17 protein-coding genes and 1 riboswitch are annotated in these 18,247 nt (G+C 73.1%); of the genes, 11 read left to right on the forward strand and 6 right to left on the reverse strand.

The window, feature by feature from the left end; genetic code table 11:
• Nucleotides 1-10: 10 nt before the first annotated feature.
• Entirely contained in the window at nucleotides 11-481 is a 471-nt protein-coding gene (locus tag ACA511_RS06865) for a DUF4190 domain-containing protein (RefSeq protein ID WP_375023197.1), read from the reverse strand.
• 116 nt (nucleotides 482-597) lie between these two features.
• On the opposite strand from ACA511_RS06865, the gene purN reads away from it, so the two are divergent.
• The 3 genes from purN to ACA511_RS06880 all read left to right on the forward strand — a co-directional run bounded on the left by purN (nucleotide 598) and on the right by ACA511_RS06880 (nucleotide 3,157).
• Nucleotides 598-1,272, forward strand: coding sequence for a phosphoribosylglycinamide formyltransferase (purN, locus tag ACA511_RS06870; protein WP_375023198.1), 675 nt, complete (start codon nucleotides 598-600; stop codon nucleotides 1,270-1,272).
• Nucleotides 1,253-2,818 carry a bifunctional phosphoribosylaminoimidazolecarboxamide formyltransferase/IMP cyclohydrolase gene (purH, locus tag ACA511_RS06875; protein ID WP_375023199.1) on the forward strand — a complete coding sequence of 522 codons (1,566 nt, stop codon included), beginning with the start codon at nucleotides 1,253-1,255 and terminating at the stop codon, nucleotides 2,816-2,818. Before purN ends, purH begins: the two co-directional genes overlap by 20 nt.
• Nucleotides 2,819-2,980: 162 nt before the next feature.
• Nucleotides 2,981-3,157, forward strand: coding sequence for a hypothetical protein (locus tag ACA511_RS06880; protein ID WP_375023200.1), 177 nt, complete (start codon nucleotides 2,981-2,983; stop codon nucleotides 3,155-3,157).
• Here ACA511_RS06880 and ACA511_RS06885 read toward each other — a convergent pair.
• On the reverse strand, nucleotides 3,154-3,747 hold the full coding sequence (locus ACA511_RS06885) for a GNAT family N-acetyltransferase (protein WP_375023201.1): 594 nt from the start codon (nucleotides 3,745-3,747) through the stop codon (nucleotides 3,154-3,156). The two genes, ACA511_RS06880 and ACA511_RS06885, sit on opposite strands and share 4 nt — an antisense overlap.
• Before the next feature lie 82 nt (nucleotides 3,748-3,829).
• Nucleotides 3,830-3,914, forward strand: a riboswitch (ZMP/ZTP riboswitch).
• 56 nt (nucleotides 3,915-3,970) lie between these two features.
• Between ACA511_RS06885 and ACA511_RS06890 the strand changes: the two genes are divergently transcribed.
• Nucleotides 3,971-4,819 carry a bifunctional methylenetetrahydrofolate dehydrogenase/methenyltetrahydrofolate cyclohydrolase gene (locus ACA511_RS06890; protein WP_375023202.1) on the forward strand — a complete coding sequence of 283 codons (849 nt, stop codon included), beginning with the start codon at nucleotides 3,971-3,973 and terminating at the stop codon, nucleotides 4,817-4,819.
• Between the two features lie 150 nt (nucleotides 4,820-4,969).
• Here the strand turns inward: ACA511_RS06890 and ACA511_RS06895 are convergent, their stop codons facing one another.
• Nucleotides 4,970-5,698, reverse strand: coding sequence for an FHA domain-containing protein (locus ACA511_RS06895; protein WP_375023203.1), 729 nt, complete (start codon nucleotides 5,696-5,698; stop codon nucleotides 4,970-4,972).
• A 259-nt stretch (nucleotides 5,699-5,957) separates the two neighbouring features.
• On the opposite strand from ACA511_RS06895, the gene ACA511_RS06900 reads away from it, so the two are divergent.
• From ACA511_RS06900 to ACA511_RS06915, 4 genes are all read left to right on the forward strand, one after another.
• Entirely contained in the window at nucleotides 5,958-6,410 is a 453-nt protein-coding gene (locus ACA511_RS06900) for a DUF3017 domain-containing protein (RefSeq protein WP_375023204.1), read from the forward strand.
• A 126-nt stretch (nucleotides 6,411-6,536) separates the two neighbouring features.
• Entirely contained in the window at nucleotides 6,537-7,754 is a 1,218-nt protein-coding gene (locus ACA511_RS06905; protein WP_375023205.1) for an NADP-dependent isocitrate dehydrogenase, read from the forward strand.
• Nucleotides 7,755-7,982: 228 nt separating this feature from the next.
• A complete protein-coding gene (locus ACA511_RS06910) occupies nucleotides 7,983-8,972 on the forward strand; it encodes a malate dehydrogenase (protein WP_375023206.1) in 990 nt (329 codons plus the stop codon).
• Nucleotides 8,973-9,130: 158 nt separating this feature from the next.
• Complete coding sequence (locus tag ACA511_RS06915) at nucleotides 9,131-9,625, forward strand: DinB family protein (protein WP_375023207.1); 495 nt, start codon at nucleotides 9,131-9,133, stop codon at nucleotides 9,623-9,625.
• A 266-nt stretch (nucleotides 9,626-9,891) separates the two neighbouring features.
• On the opposite strand, the gene ACA511_RS06920 is transcribed toward ACA511_RS06915, so the two are convergent.
• Nucleotides 9,892-10,488: a hypothetical protein gene (locus tag ACA511_RS06920; protein ID WP_375023208.1), complete on the reverse strand. Its 597-nt coding sequence runs from the start codon at nucleotides 10,486-10,488 to the stop codon at nucleotides 9,892-9,894.
• 118 nt (nucleotides 10,489-10,606) lie between these two features.
• On the opposite strand from ACA511_RS06920, the gene ACA511_RS06925 reads away from it, so the two are divergent.
• Both ACA511_RS06925 and ACA511_RS06930 read left to right on the forward strand, forming a co-directional pair.
• On the forward strand, nucleotides 10,607-12,370 hold the full coding sequence (locus ACA511_RS06925; protein WP_375023209.1) for an HSP90 family protein: 1,764 nt from the start codon (nucleotides 10,607-10,609) through the stop codon (nucleotides 12,368-12,370).
• A complete protein-coding gene (locus tag ACA511_RS06930) occupies nucleotides 12,367-15,024 on the forward strand; it encodes a hypothetical protein (protein ID WP_375023210.1) in 2,658 nt (885 codons plus the stop codon). The genes ACA511_RS06925 and ACA511_RS06930 overlap by 4 nt, the downstream gene beginning before the upstream one ends.
• A gap of 27 nt (nucleotides 15,025-15,051) precedes the next feature.
• On the opposite strand, the gene galK is transcribed toward ACA511_RS06930, so the two are convergent.
• Nucleotides 15,052-16,221, reverse strand: a complete 1,170-nt coding sequence (gene galK, locus ACA511_RS06935) for a galactokinase (protein WP_375023211.1) — start codon at nucleotides 16,219-16,221, stop codon at nucleotides 15,052-15,054.
• Entirely contained in the window at nucleotides 16,197-17,150 is a 954-nt protein-coding gene (galE, locus tag ACA511_RS06940) for a UDP-glucose 4-epimerase GalE (protein WP_375023212.1), read from the reverse strand. Before galE ends, galK begins: the two co-directional genes overlap by 25 nt.
• Before the next feature lie 81 nt (nucleotides 17,151-17,231).
• On the opposite strand from galE, the gene ACA511_RS06945 reads away from it, so the two are divergent.
• Nucleotides 17,232-18,233, forward strand: coding sequence for a hemolysin family protein (locus tag ACA511_RS06945; protein ID WP_375023213.1), 1,002 nt, complete (start codon nucleotides 17,232-17,234; stop codon nucleotides 18,231-18,233).
• Nucleotides 18,234-18,247 lie beyond the last annotated feature (14 nt).

Here is an 18,247-nt window from a genome sequence, read left to right on the forward strand (position 1 = left end):
GGCCGGGCGGCTAGAGCAGGTGCCCGTACTTGTCGATCCAGCCGGGCGGCAGGTCGAGCTTGTCCTCGATCTTCGGGTAGAACTCGTCGCGGCACACCTGCTGGTCGGCGTTGGTGTTGGACGCGTTGACGCAGTCCCAGTAGCCGCTGAACTCCGTCCGCAGGAAGACCGCCAGCGCGACCATCAGCAGCGACAGCGTCAGCCCGAGCGCGCCCATCACCATGCCCGGGACGGCGCCGGGCACGGAGTCCGGGGTGCCGCGCACCTGCCGCCTGGCCCTGATCCCGACGACGAGCGCGGCGATGCCCAGCACGAGGCCGAGCGGGTAGAAGAACAGTGCGGTCAGCAGCGCGATGCCGCCGAGCCACAGGGCCCGCAGGCCGGTCTGCCGCGCCTGGGACGGCCCTGCGGGCGGCTCTCCCGCGGGCCGCCCGTCCGGGCGGTCATCGGGACGGACCTCGCGGCCCTGCTGCTCGCTCACGTTTCGTTTCCTCCTGGGCCCGGGTCGGGCGGACGTGTGGTGCGGATCTGCGGTGAAGCGGCGTCGAACCGGCCCGATAGGCTTCGTGGTGTCCCAGCAACGTCCACCGGGGAGTCATGGTGTCCGCCCGGCTCGTCGTCCTCGTCTCCGGCGCGGGGACCAACCTACAAGCGCTGCTCGACGCGTGCGCGGATCCAGCCTACGGTGCGAAAGTCGTGGCCGTGGGGGCGGACCGCCCCGGTATCGCAGGAACTGAGCGCGCAGAACGTGTGGGTTTGCCCACTTTCACGCTCTGCATCCCCGATTTCCCGTCCCGAGACCACTGGGACGCGGCACTGGCCGAGGCCGTCGCCGAGCACGAGCCCGACCTCGTCGTCTCCGCCGGCTTCATGAAGATCTTCGGCCCGCGCTTCCTCGCGGGCTTCGGCGGCCGGACGGTCAACACCCATCCCGCGCTGCTCCCCTCCTTCCCCGGCGCGCACGCCGTACGGGACGCCCTGGCGTACGGCGTGAAGGTCACGGGCTGTACGGTTCACTTCGTCGACGAAGGCGTGGACACCGGACCCGTCATCGCCCAGGAGACCGTCCCCGTGGGCTGGCATGACGACGAAGACTCCCTGCACGAGCGGATCAAGCGGGTGGAGCGCCGGCTCCTCGTCGACGTCGTCGGACGCCTCGCCCGCGACGGCTGGACCACGCGCGGCAGGCGGGTCTCGATGAAGTGCAGGACCTGTGGTGAATCTTCCGACGACCATGAGGGGAGCTCGGCCGGTGAGTCGGGTGGCGATTAAGCGCGCGCTGATCAGCGTGTACGACAAGACCGGGCTGGAGGAGCTGGCCCGGGGCCTGCACGAGGCGGGAGTGGAGATCGTCTCGACCGGCTCCACGGCGGGCCGGATCTCCGCCGCCGGCGTCCCGGTGATGAAGGTGGAGAAGCTCACCGGCTTCCCCGAGTGCCTGGACGGACGGGTCAAGACCCTGCACCCCAAGGTGCACGCCGGCCTGCTCGCCGACCGCCGCAAAGAGGACCACCTCCAGCAGCTCGACGACCTGGCCGTGGAGCCGTTCGACCTCGTGGTCGCGAACCTGTACCCGTTCGCCGACACGGTGAACTCGGGCGCCGGGCCGGACGAGTGCGTCGAGCAGATCGACATCGGCGGCCCCACCATGGTGCGCGCCGGCGCGAAGAACCACGCGAGCGTGTCCGTCGTCGTCGACCCGTCCGCCTACGGGACGGTCCTCGACGCGGTGCGGGCCGGCGGGTTCACGCTGGCCGAGCGCCGCCGCCTCGCCGCGCGGGCGTTCGCGCACACCGCGTCCTACGACGTGGCCGTGGCCTCCTGGTTCGCGAGCTCCTACGCCCCCGACGAGACCGCCGCCGAGACGCAGTGGCCCGACTTCCTCGGCGCCACCTGGGAGCGCTCGAACACCCTCCGGTACGGCGAGAACCCGCACCAGCGCGCGGCCCTGTACCGCTCGCCGGGCGAGACCGGCCTGGCCGGCGCGGAGCAGCTGTACGGCAAGGAGATGTCCTACAACAACTACGTGGACACCGACGCCGCCCGCCGCGCCGCCTACGACTTCGCCGAGCCCTGCGTCGCGATCATCAAGCACGCCAACCCGTGCGGCATCGCGGTCGGCGCCGACATCGCCGAGGCGCACCGCAAGGCGCACGCCTGCGACCCGGTGTCCGCCTACGGCGGCGTGATCGCGGCGAACCGCCCGGTCAGCGCCGCGATGGCCCGGCAGGTCACCGAGAGCTTCGCCGAGGTCGTGATCGCCCCGTCCTTCGACGACGAGGCCGTCACCGTCCTCAAGGACCGGTTCAAGAACGTCCGCCTGCTGGTCTGCCCGGACGCCCCGGCCGGCGCGGCCGAGCACCGGCGCATCGACGGCGGCCTCCTCGTGCAGGGCGTCGACGCCGTGGACGCGCCCGGCGACGACCCGTCCGCCTGGGAGCTGAAGACCGGCGAGCCCGTGGACGAGGCGACGCTGCGCGACCTGGCGTTCGCGTGGCGGGCGATCCGCTCGGTCAAGTCCAACGCGATCCTGCTGGCCGCCGGCGGCGCGACCGTCGGCGTCGGGATGGGCCAGGTCAACCGGGTCGACTCCGCCAAGCTCGCGGTCGCGCGGGCGGGCGCGGAGCGCGCCGCGTCCGCCGTGGGCGCGTCCGACGCGTTCTTCCCGTTCCCGGACGGCCTCGAGGTGCTGACCGAGGCGGGGGTGAAGGCGATCGTCGAGCCCGGCGGGTCCGTGAACGACGACAAGGTGGTCGCGGCGGCGGAGAAGGCCGGGATCAGCCTGTACTTCACCGGCGTCCGGCACTTCTTCCACTGAGCCGTACCGCCCCGCGGGGCGGGGCCCGGTGTGGCGCGGAACACGCGCCGCACCGGGTTTGGCCCGGCATATTCCACTTCGCGCTGCGGGTAGCCTCGGCGCGACCGCGTCCTCACACCCTCCTCTGACCCCCAGGGCGCGAGAGTCCCTCCTGGAGGCGCGATGGACGTGCTGCTCGCCGTCATGCTGCGGTCGGTGTACCTGGTCGAGGCGCTGCTGATGGACTCCCGGCAGGTGATCGGGCTGGTCGCCGCGTTCCTGGCCGCGCTCCTCGCCGCGCAGCTCGGCTGGCACGGCACCGACCGGGTGCTCGCCCGCCGGCAGCGCTCCGAGGACTAGCGCAGCCGCCCGCGCAGGGCCCGCGCCGCCGCGGGCCACTCGTCGTCCGTCATCCCGTAGGCGGCCGTGTCGCGGACCGACCCGTCCGACAGGATCCGGTGCTTGCGGTGCACGCCCTCGAACGAGGCGCCGAGCCGCTCGATCGCCGCCCGCGACCTCGCGTTCCGGACGTGCGTGTGCCAGCCGACCCTGATCGCGCCCAGCTCGTCGAACGCGCGGCCGAGCAGGAGCAGCTTCGCCTCGGTGTTCAGCCCCGTCCGGTGCCACCGCGCGCCGAGCCAGGTGTGGCCGATGCACAGGCCGCGGTGCGACGGCACGACCTCGTAGTACGACGTCGTCCCCGCCACGTCGCCGGTCGCCGCGTCGATCTGGACCCAGGGGAGCCGCAGGCGGCGCTCGCAGTGGGCGAGGGCCTTGTCGACCAGCACGCCCATCTCGGCGGCCGTCGCGGGCTGCCGCTCGCTGAGCCACGTCCACACGCCCGGGTCCTTGGACGCCTCGAACAGCCCGCCGGCGTGCTCGCGGGACAGCGGCTCCAGCCGCACGTAGCGCCCGGTCAGGACGGGCCGCTCGAACCATGCGTCGCTCATGCCGAGCACGCTAGAAGGCCCCGCGCCCGCCGCGGCAGGGCCACTCGGCGCCGATTTCCAGGTGCCACTCGGCCGTTACCATGGGTTTTCACGCGACTGGCGCGGCAAGGTGGATCACCACCGGGGAGCGAACGACAGTCCGGACACCGCGCGCCTGGGTGGACGGGACCTGAGCCGGGCTCGGTCCTGCGGGGCCCTGGCGAGATCCACGCGGAGGAACGCAATGACGGCACAGACTCTGGACGGCAAGGCCACGGCCGCCGAGATCCGCTCGGACCTCAAGGTCCGCGTCGAGGCGCTCCGCGACCGCGGCGTCACCGTGGGGCTCGGCACCGTGCTGGTCGGCGACGACCCGGGCAGCCACTCCTACGTCACCATGAAGCACCGCGACTGCGCCGAGGTCGGGATCGAGAGCATCCGCCGCGACCTGCCCGCCACCGCCACCCAGGACGACGTGGAGCGGACCGTCGCCGAGCTGAACGCCGACCCCGGCTGCACCGGCTACATCGTCCAGCTCCCGCTGCCGAAGGGCCTGGACGAGCAGCGCGTGCTGGAGCGCATCGACCCGGCCAAGGACGCCGACGGCCTGCACCCGACGAACCTGGGGCGGCTCGTCCTGATGCAGCCGGGGCCGCTGCCCTGCACCCCGAAGGGCATCGTCGAGCTGCTGCGCCGCTTCGACGTCCCGATCAAGGGCGCGGAGGTCGCCGTCGTCGGCCGCGGCATCACGGTCGGGCGCTCGCTCGGCCTGCTGCTGACCCGCCGCACCGAGAACGCGACCGTCACCCTCTGCCACACCGCGACCCGCGACCTGGCCGCGCACACCCGCGCCGCCGACATCGTCGTGGCCGCCGCCGGCGTCCCGGGCCTCATCACCGCCGACATGGTCAAGCCGGGCGCCGCCGTCCTCGACGTGGGCGTCTCCCGGGTCGACGGCAGGCTCGCGGGCGACGTCGCCGCCGACGTCCGCGAGGTCGCCGGGTGGGTCGCGCCCAACCCCGGCGGCGTCGGCCCGATGACCCGCGCCATGCTGCTCGCGAACGTCGTCGAGGCCGCCGAGAAGCGGCGCTGACGCACGGACGGGGCCGCCGCCCCAGCACCGAGGCGGCGGCCCCGTACCCGTCTCCCCGGCCGGAACCGCGCCGTCACCTGCGCGGTTCCGGCCGGGAGGGTTCAGCGGTCGCCCTCGTCGCGCTGCCGGGAGGGCGACCGCAGGTTCACCTCAGCTCGCCCTCCGTCCGGCGGTGGTCGGCGCCGGACGGCCCGGCCCGTGGCCGTGGCCGGGCGTGCCCGGCCTCCGCGTCTCCGTCGTCCCGCGGACCCCGGGGACCCGGCCGTCCATCGGCGGACGGCTCTGGTGGGGGACGTGCACCGGCGGCAGCGGACGGACGAGGCCCATGGCGATGACCTCGTTGGCGAGCCGCGTGCGCCGGTTGGCGCCCTCGGGGATGCGGAACTTCTGGTAGAGGCGCAGCAGATGCTGCTTGACGGCCGCCTCCGTGACGACCAGCTCGCCGGCGATGTCGCGTGCCGTGGCGGGGGCCACGAACGCCTCGTCGGACAGGGCGGGACGGCACAGCGAGGTCAGCACGTCGACCTCGCGGCGGGTGAGCTCGGGCGCGACGGCGCGCCGCAGTTCGACGTCCGGGTCGACCTCCTCACGGGGGATGCCCCCCAACCGGCAGCGCGCCGTGCCGAAGCTCACGACGTCACCGTCCTCCAGCACTCGGCGGGCGATCGGCCTGCCGTTGACTCGGGTCCCATTGCGGGACAGGCCCATGTCCACCACGTAGACGTACGGGCCACGTCGGACGATTTCTGCGTGCAAACGGGACACACTCGGGTCGTCGAGGCGTACGTCGACTCCTCTCCCTCTCCCGACCGTCGTAACGTCGGGGCGCAGCGGCACCACCAGCCCGCTGTCCTCGATCCGCATGAACGGCCCCTCCACGGCAGTCCTCCCAGCTAGTTAGCGACCCCTGTCTGCCGGGTTACCCGGGCGCCGTGCCGTCACACCCTCCTACTGGCGAGTAGCACCGATGGTGCAAGGGATTCCGGCCTCTCGGGCATCACCCGGGCACCATCCGCCCCACCCCTATTCCCGGCGACGGGGGACAAGCCGGACCGTTCCATCCCGGGAGGCGCGGAGCCGCCCTCCCGCCGGACGCGCGATGTCGTCCCGCGCCGCGATCGGCGATACCGTGAGGGCCATGAGCACTCAGGTGCACCGGCGCAGGCGCAGGGCCCCGCGCCGCAGGGGCGCCGCGCCGCACTGGCTGGCGCAGCTTCCGTACCTGCTCGTGCTCAGCGGGGTGGGCGCCGGCCTCACCCTGTGCGCCTTCAACTACTTCCGCAAGGGCTCCGGCCTGATGGCCGCCGCACTGCTCATCGGCGCGCTCGCCCGGCTGCTGCTGCCGGAGTCGCAGCTCGGCCCGCTCGCCGTGCGCAGCCGGTCCGTCGACTGCTGGACGCTCGTGATCCTCGGCGAGATGGTCGCGTTCGTGTCGTTGAGCATCCCGCCGATGAACAAGACCGGCCTCGTCCTCGCGGGCGCCTTCGGCGTGCTGATCGCGCTCACGGCGGCGGCGCGCGGCATCCGGCTCCTTCTCGCCGGGCGCCGCTCCGCAGGCGGCCCGCCCCCCGGGAACGGACCGCGGGTCTAGCGCGTCGTCCCAGGTGGAGGCGTTCTGGGCCGGGCCAGGTCTAGACCGCGTGACCGCCTCGGCTAGCCTAGCCAGTTGAGCCTTACAAGGACTGCTGGCCAGGTGTAGGAAAGGGACAGCACAAGCATGCCCAAGATCAAAGTAGCGGGCCCGGTCGTCGAACTCGACGGCGACGAAATGACGCGGATCATCTGGAAATTCATCAAGGACCAGTTGATCCTGCCCTACCTCGATGTGGACCTGAAGTACTACGACCTGGGAATCGAGCACCGTGACGCCACGGACGACCAGGTCACGATCGACGCCGCCAAGGCGATCCAGGAGCACGGCGTCGGCGTCAAGTGCGCGACCATCACCCCCGACGAGGCGCGCGTCGAGGAGTTCGGCCTGAAGAAGATGTGGCGGTCCCCGAACGGGACGATCCGCAACATCCTGGGCGGCGTGATCTTCCGTGAGCCGATCGTCACGTCCAACATCCCCCGCCTGGTCCCCGGTTGGACGAAGCCGATCATCATCGGCCGGCACGCCCACGGCGACCAGTACAAGGCCACCGACTTCGTCGTCCCCGGCCCGGGCAAGGTGACGATCACCTACACCCCCCAGGACGGCTCCGAGCCGATGGAGATGGAAGTCGCGGACTTCCCCGGCGGCGGCGTCGCGATGGGGATGTACAACTACGACGACTCGATCCGTGACTTCGCCCGGACGAGCATGCGGTACGCCCTGAGCCGCGAGATGCCGCTGTACCTGTCGACGAAGAACACGATCCTCAAGGCCTACGACGGCCGGTTCAAGGACCTCTTCCAGGAGATCTACGAGGCCGAGTTCAAGTCGGACTTCGAGGCCAAGGGCCTGACCTACGAGCACCGGCTCATCGACGACATGGTCGCCGCCGCGCTCAAGTGGGAGGGTGGGTTCGTCTGGGCCGCCAAGAACTACGACGGCGACGTCCAGTCCGACACCCTCGCGCAGGGCTACGGCTCGCTGGGCCTCATGACGTCCGTCCTCATGACCCCGGACGGCAAGACCGTCGAGGCCGAGGCCGCGCACGGCACGGTGACCCGCCACTACCGGCAGCACCAGCAGGGCAAGCCGACGTCGACCAACCCCATCGCGTCCATCTTCGCCTGGACGCGGGGCCTTGAGCACCGCGGCAAGCTCGACAACACCCCCGAACTGATCGACTTCGCCCGCAAGCTGGAGCAGGTCTGCGTCGAGACGGTCGAGCACGGCCAGATGACCAAGGACCTCGCCCTCCTCGTCGGCCGGGACACGCCCTTCCTGACCACGCAGGAGTTCCTGGAGGCGTTGGACACCAACCTCCAGAAGAAGATCAACGGCTGACCGCTGAGACTTCTCCCGAGGGCCGCCCCGGATCCGCCCGGGGCGGCCTTTCGCGTCTCCGGGCATGCCGGTGGGTGCACCTGGGCGGTGGCGGGTAGGGGGCGCGCGATAGCCTGACGTCGAACTATCTCGACGGCGAGAGAAACCGCGGCGGCGCGGCTCTTCGGCGGTCGGGTTCGAAGGATGGCCGCCTGAGCCCCGTCAGGTCACAGCAGGAGAAGAAGGACAATGTCGCGCACCCCAGTCAACGTCACCGTCACCGGAGCCGCGGGCCAGATCGGCTACGCGCTGCTGTTCCGCATCGCGTCCGGGCACCTCCTCGGCGCGGACGTACCCGTACGCCTGCGCCTGCTGGAGATTCCGCAGGCGGTGAAGGCCGCCGAGGGCACCGCGATGGAGCTGGACGACTGCGCGTTCCCGCTGCTGTCCGGCATCGACATCTTCGACGACGCCGTCAAGGCGTTCGAGGGGACGAACGTGGCGCTGCTCGTCGGCGCCCGCCCGCGCACGAAGGGCATGGAGCGCGGCGACCTGCTGGAGGCCAACGGCGGCATCTTCAAGCCGCAGGGCGAGGCCATCAACGCGGGCGCCGCCGACGACGTCAAGATCCTGGTGGTCGGCAACCCGGCCAACACCAACGCCCTGATCGCGCAGTCGCACGCCCCGGACGTCCCCGCCGCGCGCTTCACCGCGATGACGCGCCTCGACCACAACCGCGCGCTCGCGCAGCTCTCCAAGAAGGCCGGCGTCTCCGTCGCCGACATCAAGAAGATGACCATCTGGGGCAACCACTCCGCGACCCAGTACCCGGACATCTTCCACGCCGAGATCGCCGGCAAGAACGCCGCCGCGACGGTGAACGACCAGAACTGGCTGGAGAACGACTTCATCCCGACCGTCGCCAAGCGCGGCGCCGCGATCATCGAGGCGCGCGGCGCCTCCTCCGCCGCGTCGGCCGCGTCCGCCGCGATCGACCACGTGCACACCTGGGTGAACGGCACCGCCGAGGGCACCTGGACGTCCATGGCGGTCGTGTCGGACGGCTCCTACGGCGTCCCCGAGGGCCTCATCTCGTCCTTCCCGGTCACCACGAAGGACGGCGAGTGGGAGATCGTCCAGGGCCTGGACATCGACGACTTCTCCCGCGCCCGCATCGACGCCTCGGTGAACGAGCTGTCCGAGGAGCGCGACGCCGTCCGCAAGCTCGGCCTCATCTGACCCCACGGCACCACGACGAGCCCCGGCCCCCAAGGCCCGGGGCTCGTCCCATGTGCGGACGGCCTCGTTTGCTGGAATCGCAAAGCTTTGTGCCTAACCGCGGCGGGCGGGAAAGGCTGAGTGCGTTGGCGATGTCCGTCCACTGAAAGGGAGACACGATGCCCGGCACGACCGGCGGCAAGCGCCGCCGCGACACCCCGCCGCCCCGGACGGGAGGCAGCGAGGCCGAGGTCCTGCGCGGCTTCCTCGACTACCTCCGCGCCTCCATCGCCGCGAAGGTCGACGGCGCCCCCGAACCGCAGGTCCGGACGGCCATGGTGCCGTCCGGCACGAACCTGCTCGGCCTGCTCGCCCACCTGACGTCCGTCGAACGCGCGATGTTCCTCGGGGAAGAGGTCAGCGACTGGCAGGCGACGTTCAAGGCGGCGCCGGAGGACGGCGTGGCCGAGGTCGTCGCCCGCTACCGGGAGACGGTCGAGCGCGCGAACGAGGTGCTCGACGGATGCACCGACCTCGCCGCCCCCGTTCCCCGCCCGGGACGCCCCGCCCCCACGCTCCGCTGGGCGCTCACCCACATGATCGAGGAGACCGGCCGCCACGCGGGCCACGCCGACATCCTCCGCGAACTCATCGACGGCGCGACCGGCCGCTGACCGCGCGACCTGGATCGTCCAGCCACAGCCGGTCACCCTCGGACGTCACCGTCAGCCCGAACCGGCCGACGCCGGGCCCATCGTGTCGGACCCACCACTCGAAAGCGTCCCCCAAGGGCGCCGGACATGACTGCCCATGAGCGCACTCCCTCGACATGGGAATTTTTCCTGGGCGCGGGACTGGCCGAGGCGCTGGAGGCCGTCCATGCCGCCGGGATGGTGCATCGTGATCTCAAGCCGGGTTCTGAGGTGTTTCGGTCGCGGCGTCATGTGCGCTTGGGCGGGCTTCCGAGGGCGATCGAGAGGAGGAGGACGAGGGCGGCGATCGACGTCACCTGGGCCTCTCCCGCCGTTTGCATGTCCGACTTGGGGCCGCTGACCGGTGGGAAGGGTTTGCCCGGGGTGAAGACGATCGGGAGGGTGTCGCCGGGGTCGCGGCCTACGCAGTTCGACCCCAACTCGCGGGGGAGCGGGGTGCCGTCGGAGAGGGTCACCGTGCAGTGGTGCTGCGTCTTGTGCTTGCGGCCGCTGTCGTAGGTCGTCCAGGTTCTCGCCACGACGGCGTCGGCGTCGGTGCCGGTCAGCGTCAGCGCGACGTCCCGCGCGGTGATGATGCCGACGATGTAGAGGACGATCAGCGCGAGCAGGCCGAGGTACAGCGGGACGCTCTTGAACCGGAGCGGCCGCCCCGACCGGTACAGCATCGCGAGCGCGGCGGCGGAGCCGACGCAGGCGGCGAGGCCGAGCAGTACGGCCGCGGTCAGGCTCCACCAGAGGTAGGCGGCGGAGGCCGACGCGAAACCGAGTACCGCGATGCCGAGCACCGGGGCCGCGCGCCGTACCGCGGTGAGGTGGGCGCCCACGTGTCCTCCAGCCGGTGCGGTGCTCGCCAACACCGTACCGGCGGCAAATGACCTGAAGATCGTCGGTATCGGTCGCTAGGGTGTGATCCGCTCGGGAAGGCGATCGGGGAGGCGGACGGTGGCGGAACAGGCTTTCCAAGTGGATCTGCGGGGTGTGGTGGATCTGCTGAGCCGCCACCTCTACGCGAGCCCGCGCGTTTATCTGCGTGAGTTGCTGCAGAACGCGGTGGACGCGATCACTGCGCGGGGCGCCGGTGGGCGGGTCGTGATCGAGACCGGTGGCGGGGTGCTCAAGGTCCATGATGACGGCGTCGGGCTCACCGAGGACGAAGTCCACACGCTGCTGGCGACCATTGGACGGTCGTCCAAGCGCGACGAGCTGGGGTTCGCGCGGCACGACTTCCTGGGGCAGTTCGGTATCGGGCTCCTGTCGGCCTTTCTCGTCGCGGACGAGATCGAGGTGGTCACGCGGTCGGCGAAGGGCGGCGACGCCGTCCGGTGGACGGGCCGCTCCGGAGGCAGTTACCAGGTCGAGCCCGGTAAGAGGGACGAGCCGGGCACGACGGTCACGCTCAAAGCCCGTCAGGGCGCGGGGGAGTTGCTGAGCCCGGAGGTCGTGGCCGAGCTGGCCCGTACCTACGGGTCGCTGCTGCCGGTCGAGCTGACCGTCGACGGTGCGCCGGTCACGGGTGACGGGCCGCCGTGGCGGACGTCCTACCGCGACCCGGCCGGGCGGAGGCGGGCGCTGGAGCAGTACTGCGAGGAGCTTTACGGGTTCACGCCGTTCGACGTCGTCGACCTGGACGTGCCCGAGGCGGGGCTGACGGGTGTCGCGTTCGTCCTGCCCGCGCCCGTGTCGCCGTCCGCGCGGGCCTCCCATCGGGTCTATCTGAAGCGGATGCTGCTGGCCGAGAGCGTCGAGGGCCTCCTCCCCGACTGGGCGTTCTTCGCGCGGTGCGTCGTGGACGCGGGGGAGCTGCGGCCGACCGCGAGCCGCGAGGCCCTCTACGAGGACGAGCTGCTCGAATCGACGCGGTCCGGGCTCGGCGAGGTGCTGCGGCAGTGGCTGGTGAAGCTGGCCGAGACCGACCCGGCGCGGCTGCGCGCGTTCCTGCGGCTGCACCAGCTCGGCGTGAAGGCGATGGCGCTGCACGACGGCGACATGCTGCGGATCGTCGACCGCTGGCTGGAGTACGAGACGTCCGCCGGGCCGATGACGCTGCACGAGTTCCGCCGCCGGCATCCGGACGGCCGGTTCACCGCGTCCGTGGACGAGTTCCGGCGGCTGTCGGCGGTCGCGGGCGCGCAGGGCGTCGGGCTGGTCAACGGCGGCTACGTGCACGACACCGAGATCATCGAGCGGCTGCCCGACCTCGACCCGGACATCCGGCTGGCCAGGCTGGACGCGGCCGAGCTGACCACGACGTTCGGCGTCCTCGATCCGGCGGCCGAGCTGGCGCTGCGGCCGTTCCTGGCGGCGGCGCAGCGGGCGGTGGAGCGGCTCGGCTGCGAGGTCGTCGTCCGCGACTTCGACCCGGCGTCGCTGCCCGCGCTGTATCTGACCAGCCGGGACGCGCAGTTCCGCGAGGAGCTGACGCGGGCCAGGGAGGAAGCGGGCGAGCTGTGGGCGGACGTCCTCGGCGCCGTCGGCCCCGCGGGGGTCGAACGTCCGCAACTGGTGCTGAACTACCGCAATCCGCTGGCCCGGCGGGTCACCTCGCTCGGCGACGGCGGGCCGGTCGAGCCGGCCGTCCAGGCCCTGTACGGGCAGGCGCTGCTGCTCGGCCACCATCCGCTGCGGCCCGCCGACACGGCGGTGCTGAACCGTTCCTTCATCGGCCTGCTGGAGTGGGCCGTCCACTCCCCGGAGGCTCCCGAATGAGCACGGATGACGTCTATGCCCTGATGGGGCGGTCGCAGGAACTGCCCTACGGGGAGGCCCGCACCGTCCTGGTCGAGGACGCCCTCCGGCGCGCCGAGGCGGCGGGCGACGAGGTGCTCGCGTTCCACGTGCGGGTGCGGCTGACCGACGCCTACCGGTACGGCGGCGAGCCGGTGAAGGCGTTCGCGACGTTCAGCCGGACGCTGGCCGACCATGACCGCGACCCGGGCCGGTTCGACGAGACCCACGGCCTGCTGTGGCAGATGAAGGCGATCGTCAGCTCCCTCACCCTGTTCCCCGAGATCCCGCTGGACCGCACCTACGCCGTGCTGGACGACATGGAGCGGCGCTACAAGGCGGGCGGGCACAGCCTCCAGGCGGTGTACCACTACCGCAACGTGGTGGCGCGGCACGTCGGCGACGGGACGGCCGACGAGTGGTACCTGAAGTGGCGCGCCGCCGAACGCGACGAGCTGTCCGACTGCGAGGGCTGCGACCCCACCGGCATGGCCCGGCACCTCATCGAGGCCGGCCGCCACGAGGAGGCGTTCGAGGTCGCCGCCCCCGTCCTGAACGCGCAGCTGAACTGCAACGAGCAGCCGCAGTCCATCCAGACCGCGCTGCTGCCGGTGTACCTGCGGACGGGCCGCGCCGAGCAGGCCGCCGACGCGCACCGCCGCGCCTACCGGGTGCACCGGACCCGGCTCGCCGACCTCAGCGACATCGCCGAGCATCTGGAGTTCTGCGCGACCACGGGCAACGAGGCCCGCGGGCTGGAGATCCTGCAGCGGCATCTCGGCTGGCTGGACCGGGCGCCCAGCGCGCACGCCGACATGGAGTTCTCCGCCGCGGCGGCCCTCCTCCTCGGCCGGGTGGCCGCCGCCGGGCACGCCGCCGCGACGGTCCGGCGTCCCGCCGCCGACGGCCGGCCGGCGGCGGACGTCCCGGCGGCGGAGCTGCGCGCCGAGCTGACGCAGCGGGCGACGGGCCTCGCCGCCCGCTTCGACGCCCGCAACGGCACGTCCCGGCAGGGCGACCGGGTCGCCGCCGCGCTGGCCGCCGAGCCGGTCGCCGAGTTCGTCCCGCTGGCCGCCCACCACCGCCTCCCGGCGACCCCTGCCCCCGCGCCGGAGCCCGCCCCGCGGGACGACCTCGCCGCCGTGGACGATCTCGACGAGCTCCTCGACATCGGCGACCGGCGCCGCAGGAGCAGCGACGTGCCGGGGATGCTCGCGGCCTGGCGGCGGTTCGACGCCGTCGCGGAGACGACCGAGCCGACGCCGCCGCAGCGGGCCCGCCGCCTGGACGCCCGGGGCGTCGAGCACGCCGTCGGCGGCGACGGCCGGAACGCGGTCGAGTGCTGGGAGGAGGCGGCCCGGCTGTTCGGCGAGCTGGGCGACGAGACGCGCCGGCACCGCACGCTCGGCCGCCTCGGCGCGGTCCGCATCGACCTCGGCGACGAGAGCGGGCTGGAGCAGGTGATCGCCGCCGCCGACCACTTCGCCGCGCATCCGGGGGAGGACGGCGACGCCGCGCCCGCGCTGCTCCGCCTCGCGACCGCGCACCTCAGGTTCGACCGTCCCGCCGACGCCCTCGCCGTCCTGGCCGAGGTCGACCCGGGCGACGCGCCCGACCGCGCCGGGGAGCTGTGGTTCCTGCGCGGGCAGGCGCTCCTGCTGACCGACCGGGGCGACGAGGCCGTGGCGGCGCTGCGCCGCTCGATGGAGACGGGGCGGGCGTCCGGCGATCCGGCCCTGGCCGCCTCGCCCGCGCTGCTGCTGGCGCGGACCCTGGCCCGCCGGGACGGCGGCCCGGACAAGGAGGTGTTCACCCTGCTCGACGAGGTGATCGCCGCGTTGCGCGAACCGTCGCCGATGCGCGCCGCCGCGCACTCCGAGCGCGGCCAGGCGTTCCTCGCCGCGGATCGTCCGGCCGACGCCGTCGCCGACCTGGTCGAGGCCATCGCGGGATGGACGGCCGAGGGCCTGCACGAGCAGGCCGTCGAGCTCCGGGTGGAACTCGCCGCCGCCTACCTGTCCACCGACCGCGCCCTGGAGGCGGCGGAGGCCGCCGAGGAGGCGCTGCCGAACCTCGGCGGCGACGTCGCCCGGCGCTGCCGGCTGATCCTCGCGCACGCGCAGAAGCAGCTCGGCGAGGAGGACGCCGCCGCCCTGTTCACGTCCTTCGCCGACGACGCCGCGCGGGACGGGCAGCACGACGCCGTCGCGCACTTCCTCCGCGAGGCCGCCGACGTCCTGACGGGCCTCGACATGGACGCGCAGGCCGCCGAACGGTACGCGCAGGCCGCCGAGGCGTTCGAGAAGGCCGGCGACCCGTACGGGGTGGTCCGCGCCCGCCGCCGCGCCGCGATGTGCCTGGCGTGGAGCGGCGACACGGACGGGGCGGCGACCGCCATGGAGACGGCCCGCGAGGCACTCGCGGCCCTGCCCCCGGACAACGAGCCGAACCGCGTCTGGGAGACCGCGCTGACCTCGTTCGAACAGGCCCGCGTACTGGCGCAGGCGGGCCGCCTGGACGAGGCGGCCTCGCACGCGTCCGCCGCCGTGGACGGCTTCACCGCCGTCGACCAGACCGAACCCGCCGAGGACGCCGCCCGCCTCCTGGCGGACATCAACTCCGCCCTCGGCGGCTGACGCCCGGAGGCCCGCCCCCGCCCGCGGTCAGCTGAGGCGGTGGGCGCCCTGGGACGGGACGGCGTCCAGGAACTCGGGGGGCGTCCAGCTGCGCTCGGCGTAGGCGGCGGTGATCGCGTCCCGCACCTTCGCGGCGCGGTCGGCGGGCGTCAGGACGATCACCGAGCCGCCGAAGCCGCCGCCGACCATGCGGCCGCCCCGGGCGCCGGCCAGCAGCGCGGTGTCGACGGTGGCGTCGGCTTCGGGCCAGGACACCTCGAACTGGTCGCGCAGCGACAGATGCGACGCGTTCAGCATCGCGCCGAACTCGGGCAGGGCGCCCGCCCGCAGGAGGCCGACGGTGGCCTCCACGCGGTGGTTCTCGGTGACGACGTGCTGGACGCGCCGCCGCAGCACCGGGTCGCGCAGCGTCCCCAGCGCCCCGGCCAGGTCTTCGACGTCGCGCAGCGCGGCGACGCCCAGCAGCGCCGCCGCCTCCTCGCATTCGGCGCGGCGCCGGCCGTACTCGCCGCCGGTCAGGGCGTGCGAGGCGCGCGTGTCGACCACCAGGAGGGTCAGCCCGGCGGCGGCCGGGTCGAACGGCACCTGGGACGACAGCCCGCTGCGGCAGTCGAGCATCAGCGCGTGCCCGGCCGTGCACAGCAGGGACGCCGACTGGTCCATCAGCCCGCACGGCATGCCGACCTGCTCGTTCTCCGCGCGCTGCGCCAGCCGGGCCAGCGCCGGACGGCCGGCCTGCACGCCGTGCAGGTCGCGGAGCGCCAGCGCCGTCGCGCATTCCAGCGCGGCCGACGACGACAGCCCCGCGCCCTGCGGAAGATCGGAGTCGATCAGGAGCGTCGCGCCGCCCGCCCCGTGCTCGCGCAGGACCCGCGCCACGCCGACCGGGTACGCCGCCCACGACCGCTCGTCCGGCCAGCCCTCGGAGACGACCGGCGGACCGTCCACCGGGGCGGTGACGGCGGCGGCGGCCTGCCGCGACCGCACCTCGATCAGGCCGTCGTCGCGCCGCGCGGCGGCCACCGAGACCCCGCGCGACAGCGCGAACGGCAGCACGAAGCCGTCGTTGTAGTCGGTGTGCTCGCCGATCAGGTTGACCCGGCCGGGCGCGTGCCAGACGCCGTCCGGCGGCCGCCCGAACGCCGCGCCGAACGACTCGGCCAGGCTCCCGGTCACCGGGACCGCAGGAAGGTCCACGCGTCGTCGACCATGGTGCGCAGGTCCCGCTCGGGCTTCCAGCCGAGCCGCTCCTGGATCTTGTCGGACGAGGCGATCAGCACGGCCGGGTCGCCGGGCCGGCGCGGCGCCGTCTCGGCCGGGATGTCGCGGCCGGTGACCTCGCGGCACACGTCCACGACCTCCCGGACGGAGTTGCCGGTGCCGCTGCCCAGGTTGAAGATCTCGTGCGCGCCGGGGGCGCAGGCGTCCAGCGCGAGCAGGTGGGCGCGGCCGAGGTCGACCACGTGGATGTAGTCGCGCACGCAGGTGCCGTCGGACGTCGGGTAGTCGTCGCCGAACAGCTTCACCGCGGACCCGTCCCCCTGCGCGATCTTCAGCACGTTCGGGATCAGGTGCGTCTCGACGGCGTGCCGCTCGCCGTGCCGCCCGTAGGCGCCCGCCACGTTGAAGTACCGCAGCGACACCGCGCCGATGCCGTGCAGCCGCGCGTACTCGGTCAGCGTCGTGTCGATCGCCAGCTTGGACGCGCCGTAGGGGTTGGTCGGACGGGTCGGGTCGGTCTCCAGGATCGGCGTCGACTCCGGCTCCCCGTACGTCGCGGCCGTCGAGGAGAACACGATCCGGGGGACGCCGGCGACGCGCATCGCCTCCAGCAGCGCGAGCGACTCGCCGAGGTTCTTGTCCCAGTACAGGCCGGGCTTCTGCACCGACTCGCCGACGAGGGACTTGGCCGCGAAGTGCAGCACGGCCTCGAAGCCCGCGCCGGCGAGGACGTCGGCCGCCGTGTCGCGCAGGGTGCCGCGCACCAGCCGGGCGCCTTCGGGTACCGCGTCCTTGTGCCCGGTCGACAGGTCGTCCAGCACGACGACCTCGTGCCCCGCCTCCAGAAGCAGAGCGGAGACGACGCTGCCGATGTAGCCGGCGCCTCCGGTGACGAGCAGCTTCACTGACGGACCTCCACGGAGAGACTCTTGGACGGCGGGGTCCGCCCAGGCTATCCGGAACCGCGATCGGGGAAGGATGAACGCATGGACCGGACGCCGCCTCGGCCGCCGGCGGGCCCGGCGCGGCCGCTGGTGTGGCTGCTGTCGCGCTCGGCGAACCTCGTCGTGCGGCTGTCCGGCGGCGACCCGGACGCGCTGCGCGAGGAGATCACCGCCGAGCGGATGCGCGCGCTCGTGGCGGAGAACACCCAGCTCACCGCGGACGAGCGGACGCTCATCGGGGAGGTGTTCGCGGCGGGTGAGCGGCCGCTGCGCGAGGTGCTCGTGCCGCGCACCGAGGTGGTGTTCCTGGACGTGGCGCTCTCGCTGGACGACGCCGCCCGGCTCGCCGCGCGCAGCCCGCACTCACGGTTCCCCGTCTGCCGCGACTCACACGACGAGGTGGTTGGGTTCGTCCACATCCGTGACCTGCTCGCCCCCGATGTCCCCGAGAGTCCGGACGCGCCCGGGAAGAACGCCCCGGTGGGCGATCTTGTGCGTCCGGTGAAGTTCCTGCCGCCCTCCAAGCGGGTACTGCCGGCGCTGTCGGAGATGCGCCGGGAGGGCTGCCACCTGGCGATCGTCATGGACGAGTACGGCGGCGTCGCGGGCATCGTCACGCTGGAGGACCTCCTGGAGGAGCTCATCGGGGACATCCGCGACGAATATGATGTGCAGGACGCGCAGGCACGCCGCCTGCACGGCGGGGTGGTCGAGGTCGACGGCCTGCTCAACCTGGACGACTTCGCCGCCGAGACCGGCATCCGGCTGCCCGACGGGCCGTACGAGACGGTCGCCGGGCACATCATGGCCGTGCTGCGCCGGGTGCCCGCCGAGGGCGACTCGGTGGAGGCCGGGGGCCGCCGCCTCGCGGTGGCCCGGATGGACGGCCGGCGGGTGGCCCGCGTGCGCGTCATGCCGCGCGCGTCGCCGCAGGCCGTCCCGGTGCCGCCCGGCACGCCGCCCGCGACCCCGCGGGCGGTGCCCGGCGACGGCCGCCGTCGGCTCCCCGAGCGGGCAGCCCGCCGGCGGCGGAGCGTCCCGTGACACCTGAGAGAATC

It is taken from the genome of Actinomadura sp. GTD37 (assembly GCF_041951365.1).
Lineage (GTDB): Bacteria > Actinomycetota > Actinomycetes > Streptosporangiales > Streptosporangiaceae > Spirillospora.

Bases quoted from the DNA above. Each gene is read 5' to 3' on its own strand.
- ACA511_RS06880 (WP_375023200.1), top strand. From the start codon at position 2,981: ATGGACGTGCTGCTCGCCGTCATGCTGCGGTCGGTGTACCTGGTCGAG.
- ACA511_RS06915 (WP_375023207.1), top strand. From the start codon at position 9,131: ATGCCCGGCACGACCGGCGGCAAGCGCCGCCGCGACACCCCGCCGCCC.
- ACA511_RS06945 (WP_375023213.1), top strand. From the start codon at position 17,232: ATGGACCGGACGCCGCCTCGGCCGCCGGCGGGCCCGGCGCGGCCGCTG.
- ACA511_RS06905 (WP_375023205.1), top strand. From the start codon at position 6,537: ATGCCCAAGATCAAAGTAGCGGGCCCGGTCGTCGAACTCGACGGCGAC.
- ACA511_RS06930 (WP_375023210.1), top strand. From the start codon at position 12,367: ATGAGCACGGATGACGTCTATGCCCTGATGGGGCGGTCGCAGGAACTG.
- ACA511_RS06900 (WP_375023204.1), top strand. From the start codon at position 5,958: ATGAGCACTCAGGTGCACCGGCGCAGGCGCAGGGCCCCGCGCCGCAGG.
- ACA511_RS06890 (WP_375023202.1), top strand. From the start codon at position 3,971: ATGACGGCACAGACTCTGGACGGCAAGGCCACGGCCGCCGAGATCCGC.
- ACA511_RS06885 (WP_375023201.1), bottom strand. From the start codon at position 3,747: ATGAGCGACGCATGGTTCGAGCGGCCCGTCCTGACCGGGCGCTACGTG.
- ACA511_RS06910 (WP_375023206.1), top strand. From the start codon at position 7,983: ATGTCGCGCACCCCAGTCAACGTCACCGTCACCGGAGCCGCGGGCCAG.
- purN (WP_375023198.1), top strand. From the start codon at position 598: ATGGTGTCCGCCCGGCTCGTCGTCCTCGTCTCCGGCGCGGGGACCAAC.